Source organism: Accumulibacter sp., from assembly GCF_036625195.1.
Taxonomy (GTDB): domain Bacteria; phylum Pseudomonadota; class Gammaproteobacteria; order Burkholderiales; family Rhodocyclaceae; genus Accumulibacter.
Window position 1 is genome coordinate 1,546,693 of record NZ_JAZKUG010000001.1, and the last position, 14,466, is coordinate 1,561,158.

The window sequence follows — 14,466 nt, forward strand, 5'->3', positions numbered from 1 at the left end:
AGCCGCTTCGTGAACCCCACGAGGCGGCTCGGGGTGCAGGCCGGAGCCCGTCTCAATCGCTGCCGGCGCGAAGGGCGTCAGCGCCAGATCGCGAGATGCCCGAGTCGCGGCAGGGTGCCCGGCTACGCCGGACGAGTGTAAACCTTCAATTCTCGGACCCTCTCTTATCCAATCAGAGGTGCCGGAGGGATCTCGCGGCATCCTGTTTGGGCCGCACCTTACTCGCTGATGCAGACCGCAACGGCGTCGTGGCGGTGGGTCGGTGGTGCCCAGCACCTTGGGCCCGGAGGCGGCTGCGATTCCGGTTTTCATGAAGAATTTCCGGACCAATTGTCGACGCATTTTACAGTGCCGTATGCTGCAGCCTGCTGCTGAATGAGAAAACTGCAATAAATCAGATTCCAGTGGTTCCGGGTATATTTTTTGCGTATGGAGCCCGTAGATGTCGGCCGCTGGTAGGTATGTGAATCTTTCCCACCCCGTCGGGTACAGGAGAATGGTCATGAGCAACACGAATCGCAACATGCTCCAAGAGGGGGCGCCACTATGAAACAGCTTACCCGGTTCGGTGTCGCAGGCGCCCTCTGCGCGCTGAGCGCAGCGGTATCTGGCGCGCCCGTGAATCAGGATTTTGAGGCGGGTCTTTCGGGTTGGACGGTGCTTGGCAATGTCGCCACGACGGGTCCGACCACGGTCGTCACCTACGATCCGCCTGCCAAGAACGTCTTTCCCTATCAAGCCCTGATGGCTCGGCTGGTGAGCAATGACGGGCAGGACCACGGCGCGAGCACCGGCAACTACAGTCCCCCTTCCAATACCACAGCGCTGGATGCGTTCTTTGGATTGCCCGTCGGAACCCTGGCTGCGTCCTACCAGGCGTTCAATGGATCGGGGATCAAGCAAACGTTTTCGGGCTCTGTCGGGGACGTCGTTCAGCAACGCTGGAATTTCTTTTCGACGGATGATACCGACCCGCAGTTCGGGAGCAACGATACGGCATTTGCCGTGATCAGCGGCCCGGCAATAGGAAACACGGTCCTCATTCGCCTGATGGATTCCTTTACCGCGGGAGCGTCAGCCACCTCAGGATGGAACCCCTTTGCATTCACGCTTCCCGCAGACGGTTCCTATACGATCGGCTTCGGCGTTGTAAACGGCGGGGACAATTACTACTACGACGCGGAACTCTTCCTCGACGACTTCAGGGGTGTTCCGGAGCCAGGTTCTCTTACCTTGGTTGGGCTCGCGCTGGCAGGAATCGGGTCGTTGCGCCGGAGAAGTTGGGGACGCGCGTAAGAAAACAGGGCGGGACAGCGTTCCGGGCGGTCTATACTGGGCGCCTGGACCAGCGGGTCTGCCCGATTCGTCTTGCGAAGCTGGAAGCTGGCCGCTGCCGCACAGGCGGCGTGTCGAGAGCAGCAGTTCCCGCGGCGCTGGAGGACGACCCGGCAGTGTCGCGTTTTCTCAACCATTCTCGAAAATGGACGAAAGAAACTGATGAGCAGCAAGAAGGATAACCGGATCGACGACGATGCATCCTCAGATGCCGATGTCGCCGATGCCGCCCCCACGGCGGCCCAGTCCGTGACGGTGGCCGTTCGCATGCAGCCGGTCGAGCATTCGCAGCAACCCGTCTTCTCCAATTTCACCACCGTGCATGCCGGAAGCGGCGTTGTCTTCATCGACTTCGGTTTCTTCGAGCCGCAGACGTTGGCTTATCTTTCCCGGCTCGGGCAGCCGGGGGTGAAGGTTCCGGAAACCATGGATGGCATTCTCGCCTGCCGCATGGCCCTGAGTATCGAAACGGTTGCCAACCTGGCCAATCAGTTGAACCAGTTGTTGCGGAACGCGGCCGCGGCGCAAGCGCGGGCTGCATCAGTTTCGGGCCAGTCGGCAGAACGTTAGGGCGGCAAGGCAGGCCCGTTGGCACAGTCGATGTCCCTCTGAACGCTCTGCTGTCACGGATTGCGTCAGGACGCTTGCCACAAGGGCCCGCCACGCGACACCGGGGTTGATTGGCCCAACACGGCGCTGCGTCGGTGTCGGTGCTCACTTCTCCGGGCAGCCAACGATCCTCGCCGGCTGTTCTTGCTCGCATCGCCTCGGAGATCGTGTGTCCGTGCGGGGCGCCGATTGCGCCGCGCCTGGAGCAGCCAAACAGACCCGGGGCCGCGCGCGGCAGTTGTTGACGTGGCCAATCCCGTTGTTCGCCGTCACTGGCCACTTCGTCCTGTTGCCTGTCGCTTCGTCTTCCGTTTACCATCCTGACAGGGCGATGGGGTTGCTGCGGACCACCTTCGCCAAGCCTGCGATCGGGGCGGCCGTTTCCGCCTCGTTCAGCCATACTTTCCGCTGACAGGAGAGCTGCCATGAAGCTCCCCACGCTCCTCTTGATCGCGCTTGCGCTCCTGGCTGGCTGCAGCAGCGGGGCGAGCTCGCGGCTGCCGGCCGCGACGGCGGAGATTCACCAGCCGGAAGGAGTCTCCGGGCACAGCCCGCAATCCGGCTGGCGGGGAGAGCGTTTCGCGGTTGCGACGGCGAACCCGCTGGCGAGCGAGGCGGGCGCGGCGATGCTGCGCGCTGGCGGCGCCGCGATCGATGCCGCGATCGCGGCGCAGATGGTTCTCGGTCTCGTCGAACCGCAGTCGAGCGGGATTGGCGGCGGTGCCTTCCTGCTGCACCACGATGGCCGGCAGACGGTGGCTTTCGATGGCCGCGAGACGGCGCCGGCAGCGGTGGGCGAGGATCTATTCCTGCGGGCTGATGGCAAGCCGCTGAGCTTCCATCAGGCAGTGATCGGTGGTCGGGCGGTCGGCGTTCCCGGAACCGTGCGCATGCTCGAAATGGCGCATGCGGAGTATGGCCGACTGCCCTGGGCGACTCTCTTCGAGCCTGCAATCCACCTGGCCGAAACCGGTTTTCCGGTCGGCCAGCGGCTGCATGCGCTGCTCAAGGCGGATCCCTACCTGCGCCTCGACCGCGAGGCCGCAGCCCATTTCTACGACCACACCGGGCAGCCGGTCGCGGTTGGCAGCACCCTGCGCAATCCGGAACTTGCCGCAGTCATGCGCCGGATCGCCGGCGAGGGCTCGCGCGCCCTGCACGATGGAGAAATCGCGCAGGCGATCGTGGCCAAGGTGCGCCAGCACCAGGACAATCCCGGCCGCCTGAGCCTGAGTGACCTCGCCGGGTATCGAGCCGAACGGCGACAGCCCTTTTGCAGCGACCATGCAGCACGACAGGCGATGCCGCCACGCCGCTATCGCATCTGCGGCTTTCCGCCTCCCGGTTCGGGAGCCATTGCCATGGCCCAGATTCTCGGTATCCTCGGCCACACCGCTGCCGTGTCGCTGCCTTTTGCCGACCCGCAGTGGCTGCACTACTACAGTGAGGCTGCACGTCTTGCATTCGCCGATCGTGCGCGCTACGTCGCTGATCCGGCTTTCGTTGCTGCTCCCGCCGGCAGCTGGTATTCGCTGATCGCGCCCGATTACCTCGCTGTCCGGGCGCAGCTGATCCAGGCGGGCCGCAGCATGCAGGTCGCCCAGCCGGGTGTGCCGGGGGCGGTGGCGCCGACCCGTTCGTCGATGCCGGAACAGGTCGAGTACGGGACCTCGCATCTCAGCATCATCGATGCCCATGGCAACGCGCTGGCGATGACCAGCACCATTGAGGACGCCTTTGGTGCTCGCCAGATGGTGCGCGGCTTCCTGCTCAACAACCAGCTCAGCGACTTCTCCGTTCTGCCATACGACGATCGCGGGCTGCCGATCGCCAACCGGGTCGAACCGGGAAAGCGGCCTCGCTCATCGATGAGTCCGACACTCGTCTTCGACGCAGTGACAGGTGACGTGGTCCTGAGCGGTGGTTCCCCTGGCGGCGCCCTGATCATCCACTACACGGCAAAACTGCTGCTGGCTACGCTCGACTGGCAAATGACACCGCAGGAGGCGATCGACCTGCCCAATTTCGGGTCGCTCAACGGGCCGACGCTGCTCGAGGAGGGGCGTTTCCCGCCCACCGTCGTCGAGGCGCTTGGATCGTGGGGCCACGAAGTCAGGGAGATCGGCATGAGCAGCGGGTTGCAGGCGGTCAGCAGGGATGACGGCGGTCTCAGCGGCGGCGCCGATCCCCGACGCGAAGGGCGGGTGGTGGGTGAATGAGGTGGCTCGGCAGGCACGGCGCGGCAGGTCGCAGCGCTTCGTCGCGGCAGCTGCCGCCCCTGCCGGGCTCGTCGACGCCCCGGCTGCTGATGGCACTCGTCGTGACCGTCGCGGGTTGTGCCGGCGATGGCGGTTACGAGTCGCGAAAATCACCGCCGATGCCGTGGGAGACATCGGCATCCGAAGCCGCGGCACCACAGCGCGAGGCGCGACGCCCGGCGGCGCCAGCCGCCAGCGCCAAGGGCGCGCCGCCAGCCGGATCGCTACCGCCGACACCCGTTGCCAGCGAGCGTGAGGCGCGGGTTCTGGTCGACCGTCTGCTGCCCGCCAACGTCAGTGACCGCGGTGCCTGGACGGGCGACATCACGCGGGCCTTCGTTGCCTTGAACATGGCGATGACGGCGGAGAGGTTGTGCGCGGCGATCGCTGTGATCGGGCAGGAGTCCGGCTTCCAGTCGGACCCGACGGTACCGGGCTTGGCGCGGATCGTCTGGCGACAGCTCGAGCAACGGCGAGAGAAGTATGGGATTCCGAAGGCTGTGCTCGACCTGGCGCTGCTCAAGACCTCTCCGGATGGGCGTAGCTACCGGATACGCATCGACGCCCTGCGCACCGAGGCGCAGATGAACGCCCTGTACGAGGACCTGAGCTCGGAAGTACCAGGCGGCAGGACGTTGCTGGCCGACTTCAACCCTGTCCGTACCGGTGGTCCGATGCAGGTCAGCGTCGCCTTCGCCGAGCAACAGGTGCGCGAGCAGCCGTATCCTTATCCTGTCGGGGACAGCGTGCGCAAGGAGGTGTTCACCCGTCGTGGTGGCGTCTATTTCGGCATCGCTTCGCTGCTTGATTACCCTGCCAGCTACGGCCAGATGATCCATCGCTTTGCCGACTTCAACGCCGGCCGCTACAGCAGCCGCAACGCGGCGTTTCAGGACGCGCTGGCCCGGGTCTCGGGCCAGAAACTATCGCTCGATGGCGATCTGCTGCGGTATCGGGCAGACGGATCGCCTGCGGCCGAAGCCAGCGAAACCCAGCGTGCCACGCTGTCACTGCGCTCACGCCTGAAGCTCGGGGAAGGGGACATCCTGCGCGATCTCAAGCTGGAGAAGTCCCTCGCCTTCGAGCAGACGCCGCTCTACCTGCGGCTCTACGCGCTTGCCGATTCGACGACAGGCGAACGGCGACCGCGCGAGCTGATTCCTCGGATTGCACTGAAGAGCCCGAAGATCACCCGTTCCTTGACGACGGAGTGGTTTGCCCACCGCGTCGACGCACGCTTCCGTCAATGCCTGGAGCGCGGGGAGTCCTGAAAGGCTGTGAGCAAGTCGCCAGCAACCGGCCAAGCCAGGACGCAGTTCGCAGCACAACGAAAGCGGAACCCCCGGTGCAGCGGGTGACCGGCAAGCTCGGCCCTTGCCGCGGGCGTCGCAGTGGGCTTCTTGACCCGCCGCTCCCCGGGACCCAGCTGCGGCGGCCGGCAGCAGTCGGCGTTGCCATCGGCTTAGACGAGATTGCAGTTGTCGCGCAGGAAATCGAGTGCATCGGCGAGCTTCGTGTCGCCGGCGTCGAGCAGGGCGGCCTCTGCTTCGGGAAAGAACTCCTTCCACAGCGCCTCGAGGTCGTCCTGCATGTCGTACGGTGCCAGCGCGCGTATCAAGCCCAGGACCGGCAGCCGCTTGAAACCCTCGCGGCGCACCTTGCGAATCAGCGCACGCGCTGCCACCTTGTTCAGCACCGGCTGCGGCGGCACGTCTGCCGCGAGGCAGACGAAGACCGTCAGCAGCGAACTGTCGTCGGTTCTGCCGGCTGTGATCCGCTGCCAGTCGGCGCAGGCTGTCGCCTCGAACCGTCCCGCATCCTCAGGGCCGAAATCGCGCAGATGGTAGAGCGGTTCGAGTTCTCGCAGCAGTTGTGCGAGCGGACGCGAGAGGTCCGCGATCCGCGGCAGGTCCTCGCTTTCGATCCGGTGCAACTCGCGCTGGGCAATCGGCAAACAGCTCTTGGGCAGTTCCTGCAGAAGGCCGGCGAGCAGCTTGCGCCCCTTGCTCGGCACGCCTCGCTTGCGGATTGCCTCGAGCACCTGCAGCAACCCGCTCGCATTGGGGATTGCCAGCGGCCCAACGCCGTTCAGGTGGACAAGCAGGGCGCTGCGAACCACGCTCTCGGCAGCGACCGTCGATAGCTCGGCGGCGGGCAGCCCAAGGCGCTCGGCAAGCCAGAGTGCTGCCGTGATCGACAATTGGTGGCCCTGCCGCTGCGCCAGCGCCTGGCGATAGTCGGGCAGGCCGCGCAGCGACCAATCGGCGAGGAAGTCTTTCTGCGGCTGCTTGGCCAGGATCCCGTACGACGTGTCTTCCGGCATCGCCCACAGCTTCTTCAGCATCTCCGACCCGCCGCGCGAATGCGATAGAAAGCTGTTGTCACGCAGCGATCGGGCCGCCAGTTCCAGGTCGCCACCGCTATTTTCCTCGAGGAACAGGCTCACGAGGTTGATGATGCGTGTCCGTGCTTCCTCGATGTTCGGACGCAGGTAGCGCGTGCCGAAGAAGTCGGCGATCTGCAGCAGACCTTTCGCCCCGTCGTTCACGATGCTGTCCAGCCTGCCCTGATCGATCAGCCCGCTGCGCACCCCGTGCTGCAGTGCCCTCTCGAAGAAGGGTCGCCGGTCGAAAAGAGTCAGTTGCTGGCGGTCCGCCACCGGTTCCGACCTCGCCTGTCCGTCGTCCTTGTCCGCACTCGCCTGCGAATCCGCGATCAGAGCGCCGATTCCTCGTCGCCCTCACCGAGAGTCGGCTGGACCGGGAACTGCGGTGACGGACTCTCTGCGGTCGCTTGCTGGCGTTCCTCGGTACGGGCTCGGGCGCGCAGGATCAGCAGCACCTCGCGGAAGACCTCGGGCTGCTGGTAGCGGAGGGTCCACGCCAGTTCCATCCAGTCGTGATCGTTGACCTCGCTGTGGCTGAGGAAAGGTCCCCCGGTGCTCTCGTCGGAAAGTGCGTCGAGTCGCTCGTCGTCACTGAGATCGTTGCCGGAGTCGTCGCCGTCCGAAAAGAAGTCGAAGACGCCGGTGCGAAAAAAATGCTCGAGGTTCTCCGCGCGCTCGTGGAGGTAATCGGAAAGAACTTCGTTGCCGCCCTCCAGTTCGCCGATGGCGGCGAGGAATTCTCCGGGGTCAGCGCCGGCACGAAAGATCACCGAGTTGATCATGCCGTGCAGGCGCTCGTGGCTGATGTCGCCATAACGCCTTTCGAGAACGATCGCGCGGGCAAACTGCTCCGGCGACACCAGCAGGTTCACCACCGACTCGCGCGCGGAGTCGAAATCGCGCAGCACCGCCAGCAAGTCCTTGGCGGGAAAATCGTCAAGTGCCAGCGCGAGTGCCTGATCGCCCTCCGTCTCGACCAGCGAGACGAGCGCGGCCTCGGCGCCCACGATGTCGCCAACGCGGACCAGTTTCTCAGCTCTTGCCAATACCGGGTGAGTCATCAATAGTCTCCCGAGAAGCGATCCTTGCGCTCGAAGCCCTGCTCGGACAACCAGTCGGCGCCCGCTTCCTCGAGGTCGACGTCGAGATCGGCGTCGTCCTCGTCATCGACACCGCGGCCGTCGGGCGACTGCGGCTGAGCACCTTCGCCAGGCGAGTTCGCACCTGGACGGCGCAGGAACTCCAGGCAGGCCGTGACGACCAGGAACTGCTCGCCGTGGGCGTCCTTGAGAACCACTCGAGCCAACTCGGCGGCCCAGGGTTCGAGCGACACCGACGACAGGAGGCTCTGCCATGCAGGCAGGTTTTCGGGCTCGCGGGCGGCGAGGTCCGTCATCACCGCCGGGTTCGCGAAGCTGAAGCCGCCGTGAAAGGCGACGGCGACCATCTCCGGGTTGCACTCGATCATCGGCAGCAGTTGCCCGACTTGAGTGCGCTTTGCCTGCAGTCGACGGGCAAGGACGTCATGGCCCGCCGAATCGGTCATCAGGTCATCCAATTCGGCGTCGTAGGCGGATTTCAGTTCCTCGAAGTATGGCGATACTTTCATTGCAGGACTCCTTCGATGTAGTGCTGCCAGATCTCGCGCGCCGTTTCCATGGGTTTGTCGAGCAGATTGCGGCGCCGGTTCTCATCATAGGCAAACCGGCGGTCCGGATCAGTGAGGACATCATAGGCCTCCTGGATCTCGCGAAACCGCTCGCTGGCCTCCGGCGCCGGGTTTCGGTCGGGGTGAAACTGCAGTGCCTTGCGGCGATACGCGGTCCTGATCACTTCACGGGTCGCGTCGCTGGCAAGGCCTAGTATGGCGTAGTAGTCCTTCATTCCTCGCCCTGGTGGTCCGCAGGGTTGTGGGTCAGCACGCTGCGCGGCCACCCCGCGCCGTGCCCCACCCGCGCCCTGATCACCGCTCCGGTCGATCCGTCGCGTCGAGCACCCGCGCCTCCCACCCTCTTGCCGGCGACCATTCCGCGCTACGCCTCAGTCGCCGGCTGCACAGGCCAGCCCAAGACGCTGCCAGAGCGTCTTGGTCAGGCCGACCTGGTTGAGGGTGTAGAAGTGCAGGCCGGGTGCGCCAGCCGCCAGCAGTCTTTCGCACAATTGCGCCACCACGTCAAGGCCGAAAGCATGGATCGACGCCTTGTCGTCACCATAACTCTCGAGGCGCTTGCGAATCCAGCGCGGTATCTCGGCGCCGCAATTGTCCGAGAAGCGCGCCAGGCTGCTGAAGCTCGATATCGGCATGATGCCGGGGACGATCGGCGCGTTGATGCCGACAGCCTGGCACTCGTCGATGAAATGCGAGTAAGCGTCGAAGTTGTAGAAGTACTGCGTGATCGCCGAGTCGGCGCCGGCATCGATCTTGCGCTTGAACGCCAGCAGGTCGTCCAGCGGGCTCTTCGCCTGCGGGTGGTATTCCGGGTAGGCGGCAACCTCGATGTGGAACCAGGAGCCGGTCTCGGAGCGGATGAACTCGACGAGTTCATTGGCATGACGAAAGCTTCCCGGCGTTGCCATTCCTGACGGCAGGTCACCACGCAAGGCCACGAGGTGGCGGATGCCGTGCGCACGATACTGCTCGAGGATGCTGCGGATGCTGGCTCGCGTGGAGCCGATGCAAGACAGGTGCGGTGCCGCCCGATGGCCCTCGTTCTGGATCTCGACGACGGTCTCGAGGGTGCGGTCGCGTGTTGAACCACCCGCACCAAAGGTGACCGAGAAGAACTTTGGCTTCAGGAGCGCCATCTGGGCCCGTGCCGCACGCAGCTTTTCCGCGCCCTCGGGCGTTTGCGGTGGAAACAGCTCAAGGCTGAAGGTAGGGGACTTGTTGATCATCGGCGGGCGATCTCATGCCCTTCTGGCTGTGGCAGAAGAGAGGACAGGATGGATGAGAGGATGCTGTAGAGGATGGCGCCGAAAAATGCCGGCCAGAAGCCGCCGACGACGAAGCCCTCGAACATCGAACCGGCAAGCCAGAACATCAGGCCGTTGAGGACGAAGAGGAAGAGTCCGAGCGTCAGCAGCGTCGCCGGCAAGGTCAGGAGGATCAACAGGGGCCGCAGCCAGGTGTTCACCAGTCCGAGTACGGCTGCTGCGAGCAGCGCCGAGCCGAACGACGCGACCTCGATCGATGGCATCAGGTAGCCGACGGCCAGCAGGGCGCAGGTGTTGAGCAGCCAGATCAGGAGCACTCGCATGCCGGTCCCCGGTTGTCCTGCCGTATCAGTAGCGGTAGTGGTCCGACTTGTACGGGCCCTCCTTGGCGACCCCGATGTAGCGTGCCTGCTCGTCGGTCAGCTCGCTGAGTTGCGCATTGAGTTTCTTTAGCTGCAGGCGTGCGACCTTTTCGTCGAGGTGCTTCGGCAGCGTGTAGACGCCGATCGGGTACTCTGCATTGCGGGTGAACAGCTCGATCTGGGCGATCGTCTGGTTGGCGAACGACGAGCTCATGACGTACGAAGGATGGCCGGTACCGCAGCCGAGGTTGACGAGGCGACCCTTGGCCAGCAGGATGATGCGCTTGCCGTCGGGAAAGATCACGTGGTCTACCTGTGGCTTGATCTCTTCCCAGGCATAGCCCTCGATCGATGCGACGTCGATTTCGTTGTCGAAGTGCCCGATGTTGCAGACGATGGCCTGATCCTTCATCTTCTGCATGTGTTCGTGCGTGATCACGTGATAATTGCCGGTAGCGGTGACGAAGATGTCCGCCTTGTCGGCCGCGTAGTCCATCGTCACCACGCGGTAGCCTTCCATGGCCGCTTGCAGAGCACAGATCGGGTCGATCTCGGTGACCCACACCTGCGCCGAAAGGGCGCGCATGGCCTGTGCCGATCCCTTTCCGACGTCGCCGTAACCGGCGATCAGGGCAACCTTGCCGGCGATCATCACGTCGGTCGCTCGCTTGACGCCGTCAACCAGCGATTCCCGGCAGCCGTACAGGTTGTCGAACTTGGACTTCGTCACCGAGTCGTTGACGTTGATCGCCGGGAAACGCAGTTCGCCCTTGGCATGCATCTGGTAGAGGCGGTGGACGCCGGTTGTCGTCTCTTCCGTGACGCCCTTCACCGCCGCCAGGCGACGCGAGTACCAGCCTGGGTCGCTCGCCAGCTTCGCGCGAATTGCCGCGAAGAGGATGGTTTCCTCCTCTGATGCCGGCTTTGCCAGCACGGACACATCCTGTTCGGCACGCGCGCCGATATGGAGCAGCAAGGTGGCGTCGCCGCCGTCGTCGAGGATCATGTTGCTGTAGCCGCCGTCGGGCCACTCGAAGATGCGGTGCGTGTACTCCCAGTAGTCCTGCAGGGACTCTCCCTTGACGGCGAAGACCGCGACGCCGTCGGCGGCGATGGCTGCGGCAGCGTGATCCTGCGTCGAGAAGATGTTGCAGGATGCCCAGCGCACCTCGGCTCCGAGCGCGGTCAGCGTCTCGATCAGTACCGCGGTCTGGATGGTCATGTGCAGCGAGCCGGTGATGCGCGCACCCTTAAGCGGCTGCTGCGTCGCAAACTCCTCGCGGATCGCCATCAGTCCCGGCATTTCGGTTTCGGCGATGCGGATTTCCTTGCGGCCCCAGCCGGCGAGACCGAGGTCAGCAATCACGTAGTCCTGGTTGAGAATAACAGTATCCGACACAGTAAGGCTCCTTGATGAGACTGTGACCGGGAGAAGGTAGCTCTGGCGGAGAACGAAGCAGGGGATTCTTCCCTGTGCCCACCCCATGCTGCCAACCCCGGTACGGGTTGGTGGGATGAGCGCCGTTTGATGGATCCGAGCCTGAAACTGTGGGACGACAGCCTTGCAGCGCTCCTCGGACTGGGGTCGATTATATAACGGGTTCGCGCGAACGCGCGCGGCTTTCAGTAGGCGAGCGAGTCGTGGGTCCGGCGTGTCCCCTGGACCTCGACGCTGACCTGATTCGGGGCACAAATGGCGATTTCCCCCGGACGGGCCAGCCATCCCTGGCGCACGCAGTACTGTCTTGGACTCGGGTCGGCGGCAACCCGCACGCGACGGCGGTCAACGAGCACTGTCGTCACGCCCAGGGGCCCCGGCACATCGAGGCGCCGATCGTGTCGCAGGTCGAGCTCCGAAAAGAGCTCGCCGCCACGCCTGACGACAGCCTTGTCGGCGACGCCTGCCCGCCATGCCAGCGGAAACGATGCGACGACGCCGGCGAGGCCAAGCGCGATCAGCAGGCAGTCGCCCGGCTTCAGCAGGGCAATCCAGCGGATCACGCGTTGCTTCCGGCCGCCATGCTCGGTGCGGCCAGTTCGCGATGCCTGAGCAGCACGCGCGCACAGTCGCGAAACTCGCGTGCCAGCCATTCGGCGAAATACACCGACCGATGCTGGCCACCGGTGCAGCCGATGGCAACGGTCAGGTAGTTGCGACTGTCCTGCACGTACGCCGGCAGCCACGCGCGGACGAAACGGGCGATGTCGGAGCGCATGCGCAGGACGTCGGCCTCGGCCTCGAGGAATTCGACCACGGCTGCGTCCCGTCCGGTCAATGGGCGCAGGTTGAGGTCGTAATGCGGATTGGGCAGGCAGCGGACGTCGAAGACGAGGTCGGCGTCGAGCGGAATGCCGTTCTTGAAGCCAAAGGATTCGAAGAGCAAGGTCAGTCCGCGACAGGGGTCGCTGGCGATGGTGCTCTTGACGAACTGGCGCACCCATTCGCGCAGTGCGGCAGGTTTCACTCCGCTCGTATCGATGTGGTGGCCGAGGGCCGAGAGGCCGGCCAGCCGCCCGCGTTCGGCGGCAATGGCCTCGGTCAGCGTCAGCTGGTCGCTGGCCAGCGGATGCCGGCGGCGGGTTTCCGAATAACGCTTGATCAGGGTGGCATCCTGCGCATCGAGGAACAGGAACTGCAACTCGAGATCCTGTTCGCGCAAGGCGTCGAGCTGCAGCGGCAGTGTCGCCACACTGTTACCGCCGCGGATATCGATGACGACGCCGACCTTGTCATAGCCCTGCAGATCCAGTTGCCCGACGAGCGGCTGCAACAACTGCGCGGGCAGGTTGTCGACGCAATAATAGTCCGCATCCTCGAGCACCTTGAGGGCGATCGATTTGCCGGAACCGGAGAGGCCGCTGATGAGAACGAGATGCATGTGGCGAAGCATAACGGAAGCCCGGTCGCACGGGCAAGCTGCGCTGCATTAAACTGCCGTTTCTCAGCGGACGGAGCTGGTTGATGAGCATCCTCAGCATTCCCTTTGTCGAAGAACTCGCGGCGCTGCGTCGCGACATCCATGCTCACCCGGAGCTCGCATTTACCGAGTTCCGCACCGCTGACCTGGTCGCGCGGGAATTGGAGCGCTACGGTCTCGAGGTCGACCGCGGCCTAGCCAGTACGGGAGTCGTCGGGATTTTGCGCAATGGCCGCGGCCGCCGCGGCATCGGACTTCGCGCCGACATGGACGCCCTGCCATTGCACGAGAAGAACGACTTTCCGCACCGCTCGCGCCATTCCGGGCAGATGCACGCCTGCGGGCATGACGGGCATACGGCGATCCTCCTCGGCGCCGCGCGCTACCTGGCCGCCCACCGGGATGAGCTGGCGATCGACGGCAGCGTGTACTTCATCTTCCAGCCAGCCGAGGAGTCGGAGGGCGGGGCAGCAGTCATGATCGAGGACGGCCTGTTCGACCGGTTTCCGATGACGGCCGTCTTTGGTCTCCACAACTGGCCGGGATTGCCGGTGGGGCAGTTGGCGGTGATGCCGGGTCCGGTCATGGCCGGTACCTGTGCCTTCGAGATCACCGTCCGCGGCCATGGATGTCATGCCGCGATGCCACAACAAGGGGTCGATACCCTGGTCGTCGCGAGCCAATTGACGCTTGCGCTGCAGACGGTTGTCGCCCGCAACGTGCATCCCTGCGAATCGGCAGTGGTCAGCGTCACGCAGATTCACGGCGGGGAAGCGTGGAACATCATCCCGGACGATGCCGTCCTGCGTGGCACGATCCGCAGCTTCAAGCCAGAGGTCCAGGAACTCGTGGAACGAGCCATCGAGCGGATCTGCAGCGGCGTCGCGAGCGCCTTCGCGGCGCAGATCTCTGTTCACTTCGACCACCGCTATCCGCCGACGGTCAACAGTCAAGCGGAGAGCGAGCTCTGTCGCCGTGTGGCCACGCGCCTGCTTGGTGCCGACAACGTCCGCACCAGCGAGTTGCCGTCGATGGGCGCGGAGGATTTCGCGTACATGTTGCGCGAGAAGCCGGGGTGCTACGTCTGGCTCGGGAACGGCCCAGGCACCGGCGGCTGTACCTTGCACAACCCGCATTACGATTTCAACGACGAGCTGTTGCCGCTTGGTGTCAGCTACTGGGTGCGGCTTGCCGAATGCGTCCTCGGGGAGTCGTCGCCAGGCGATGACGACTGAACGGCCGTGGATCAGGCAGCCGATGGCGTTGCCGTGAAAAAGGGCCAGGGACGCCGAGTACGACGAGAAAATGGCTCGGGTGCCCGCCGACAGCTGGAAGAGGTCCCGGTGGGAGAGGGCGAACCGGGCAACGGCGGCGGTCGTGGGGGCAAAGGCTGGGATGTCCTGCAGCAGGGTGCCGAGCGAGCGCTGGCCGGTGAGCGCCTTTGGCGAGAGGGTGATCGTGGGCATCAGCACGGCGGCGACGGAAAAACCGGGGTTGGCCACGTTGACATAGACTTTCTGCCGCCTGGCCTGGCGCCAGTTGCGCGCGACTTCTGATCTCGGTCAGGGCCGGCGCGAGTGGCTGTGGCGCGTCTGCTCAAGGTAGTGTGCGGCGGTAGCGACCGCGGTCAGGATGTCGGGACCTCGATGGACAAGCGCAGCATC

14 protein-coding genes and 1 riboswitch are annotated in these 14,466 nt (G+C 64.7%); of the genes, 5 read left to right on the forward strand and 9 right to left on the reverse strand.

The annotated features are described in order from the left end of the window. Positions 1-546: 546 nt before the first annotated feature. The 4 genes from V5B60_RS06615 to V5B60_RS06630 all read left to right on the forward strand — a co-directional run bounded on the left by V5B60_RS06615 (position 547) and on the right by V5B60_RS06630 (position 5,473). Positions 547-1,296 (forward strand): PEP-CTERM sorting domain-containing protein, encoded by a 750-nt coding sequence (locus tag V5B60_RS06615; protein WP_332346259.1) that lies wholly within the window; start codon positions 547-549, stop codon positions 1,294-1,296. 201 nt (positions 1,297-1,497) lie between these two features. Then, positions 1,498-1,905: a hypothetical protein gene (locus tag V5B60_RS06620; protein WP_332346260.1), complete on the forward strand. Its 408-nt coding sequence runs from the start codon at positions 1,498-1,500 to the stop codon at positions 1,903-1,905. A gap of 464 nt (positions 1,906-2,369) precedes the next feature. Continuing rightward, entirely contained in the window at positions 2,370-4,163 is a 1,794-nt protein-coding gene (locus V5B60_RS06625; protein WP_332346261.1) for a gamma-glutamyltransferase family protein, read from the forward strand. Continuing rightward, on the forward strand, positions 4,160-5,473 hold the full coding sequence (locus tag V5B60_RS06630; RefSeq protein WP_332346262.1) for a DUF1615 domain-containing protein: 1,314 nt from the start codon (positions 4,160-4,162) through the stop codon (positions 5,471-5,473). Before V5B60_RS06625 ends, V5B60_RS06630 begins: the two co-directional genes overlap by 4 nt. Before the next feature lie 191 nt (positions 5,474-5,664). On the opposite strand, the gene V5B60_RS06635 is transcribed toward V5B60_RS06630, so the two are convergent. The 9 genes from V5B60_RS06635 to rapZ all read right to left on the reverse strand — a co-directional run bounded on the left by V5B60_RS06635 (position 5,665) and on the right by rapZ (position 12,763). Next, a complete protein-coding gene (locus V5B60_RS06635; protein ID WP_332346263.1) occupies positions 5,665-6,861 on the reverse strand; it encodes a hypothetical protein in 1,197 nt (398 codons plus the stop codon). Positions 6,862-6,917: 56 nt separating this feature from the next. Then, positions 6,918-7,649, reverse strand: coding sequence for a hypothetical protein (locus V5B60_RS06640; RefSeq protein ID WP_332346264.1), 732 nt, complete (start codon positions 7,647-7,649; stop codon positions 6,918-6,920). Then, positions 7,649-8,197, reverse strand: coding sequence for a hypothetical protein (locus V5B60_RS06645; RefSeq protein WP_332346265.1), 549 nt, complete (start codon positions 8,195-8,197; stop codon positions 7,649-7,651). The genes V5B60_RS06640 and V5B60_RS06645 overlap by 1 nt, the downstream gene beginning before the upstream one ends. Continuing rightward, positions 8,194-8,472 (reverse strand): DnaJ domain-containing protein, encoded by a 279-nt coding sequence (locus V5B60_RS06650; protein WP_332346266.1) that lies wholly within the window; start codon positions 8,470-8,472, stop codon positions 8,194-8,196. The genes V5B60_RS06645 and V5B60_RS06650 overlap by 4 nt, the downstream gene beginning before the upstream one ends. Positions 8,473-8,628: 156 nt before the next feature. After that, positions 8,629-9,483, reverse strand: a complete 855-nt coding sequence (gene metF / locus V5B60_RS06655; protein ID WP_332346267.1) for a methylenetetrahydrofolate reductase [NAD(P)H] — start codon at positions 9,481-9,483, stop codon at positions 8,629-8,631. Continuing rightward, the gene (locus V5B60_RS06660) at positions 9,480-9,845 is read right to left on the reverse strand and encodes a phage holin family protein (protein WP_332346268.1); all 366 of its coding nucleotides are present in this window, start codon (positions 9,843-9,845) and stop codon (positions 9,480-9,482) included. The genes metF and V5B60_RS06660 overlap by 4 nt, the downstream gene beginning before the upstream one ends. A gap of 25 nt (positions 9,846-9,870) precedes the next feature. Next, a complete protein-coding gene (ahcY, locus tag V5B60_RS06665; protein WP_332346269.1) occupies positions 9,871-11,283 on the reverse strand; it encodes an adenosylhomocysteinase in 1,413 nt (470 codons plus the stop codon). A gap of 110 nt (positions 11,284-11,393) precedes the next feature. Beyond that, a riboswitch (S-adenosyl-L-homocysteine riboswitch) is annotated at positions 11,394-11,466 on the reverse strand. Between the two features lie 41 nt (positions 11,467-11,507). Beyond that, the gene (locus tag V5B60_RS06670; RefSeq protein WP_332346270.1) at positions 11,508-11,885 is read right to left on the reverse strand and encodes a NusG domain II-containing protein; all 378 of its coding nucleotides are present in this window, start codon (positions 11,883-11,885) and stop codon (positions 11,508-11,510) included. After that, positions 11,882-12,763: an RNase adapter RapZ gene (rapZ, locus tag V5B60_RS06675; RefSeq protein ID WP_332346271.1), complete on the reverse strand. Its 882-nt coding sequence runs from the start codon at positions 12,761-12,763 to the stop codon at positions 11,882-11,884. The genes V5B60_RS06670 and rapZ overlap by 4 nt, the downstream gene beginning before the upstream one ends. 83 nt (positions 12,764-12,846) lie before the next feature. On the opposite strand from rapZ, the gene V5B60_RS06680 reads away from it, so the two are divergent. Next, entirely contained in the window at positions 12,847-14,037 is a 1,191-nt protein-coding gene (locus V5B60_RS06680; RefSeq protein WP_332346272.1) for a M20 aminoacylase family protein, read from the forward strand. Positions 14,038-14,466: the final 429 nt, after the last annotated feature.

Excerpts from the sequence above, each read along its gene's own strand:
- V5B60_RS06615 (WP_332346259.1), top strand. The coding sequence starts at position 547 with ATGAAACAGCTTACCCGGTTCGGTGTCGCAGGCGCCCTCTGCGCGCTG.
- V5B60_RS06620 (WP_332346260.1), top strand. The coding sequence starts at position 1,498 with ATGAGCAGCAAGAAGGATAACCGGATCGACGACGATGCATCCTCAGAT.
- V5B60_RS06625 (WP_332346261.1), top strand. The coding sequence starts at position 2,370 with ATGAAGCTCCCCACGCTCCTCTTGATCGCGCTTGCGCTCCTGGCTGGC.
- V5B60_RS06630 (WP_332346262.1), top strand. The coding sequence starts at position 4,160 with ATGAGGTGGCTCGGCAGGCACGGCGCGGCAGGTCGCAGCGCTTCGTCG.
- V5B60_RS06640 (WP_332346264.1), bottom strand. The coding sequence starts at position 7,649 with ATGACTCACCCGGTATTGGCAAGAGCTGAGAAACTGGTCCGCGTTGGC.
- V5B60_RS06645 (WP_332346265.1), bottom strand. The coding sequence starts at position 8,197 with ATGAAAGTATCGCCATACTTCGAGGAACTGAAATCCGCCTACGACGCC.
- V5B60_RS06650 (WP_332346266.1), bottom strand. The coding sequence starts at position 8,472 with ATGAAGGACTACTACGCCATACTAGGCCTTGCCAGCGACGCGACCCGT.
- metF (WP_332346267.1), bottom strand. The coding sequence starts at position 9,483 with ATGATCAACAAGTCCCCTACCTTCAGCCTTGAGCTGTTTCCACCGCAA.
- V5B60_RS06660 (WP_332346268.1), bottom strand. The coding sequence starts at position 9,845 with ATGCGAGTGCTCCTGATCTGGCTGCTCAACACCTGCGCCCTGCTGGCC.
- rapZ (WP_332346271.1), bottom strand. The coding sequence starts at position 12,763 with ATGCATCTCGTTCTCATCAGCGGCCTCTCCGGTTCCGGCAAATCGATC.
- V5B60_RS06680 (WP_332346272.1), top strand. The coding sequence starts at position 12,847 with ATGAGCATCCTCAGCATTCCCTTTGTCGAAGAACTCGCGGCGCTGCGT.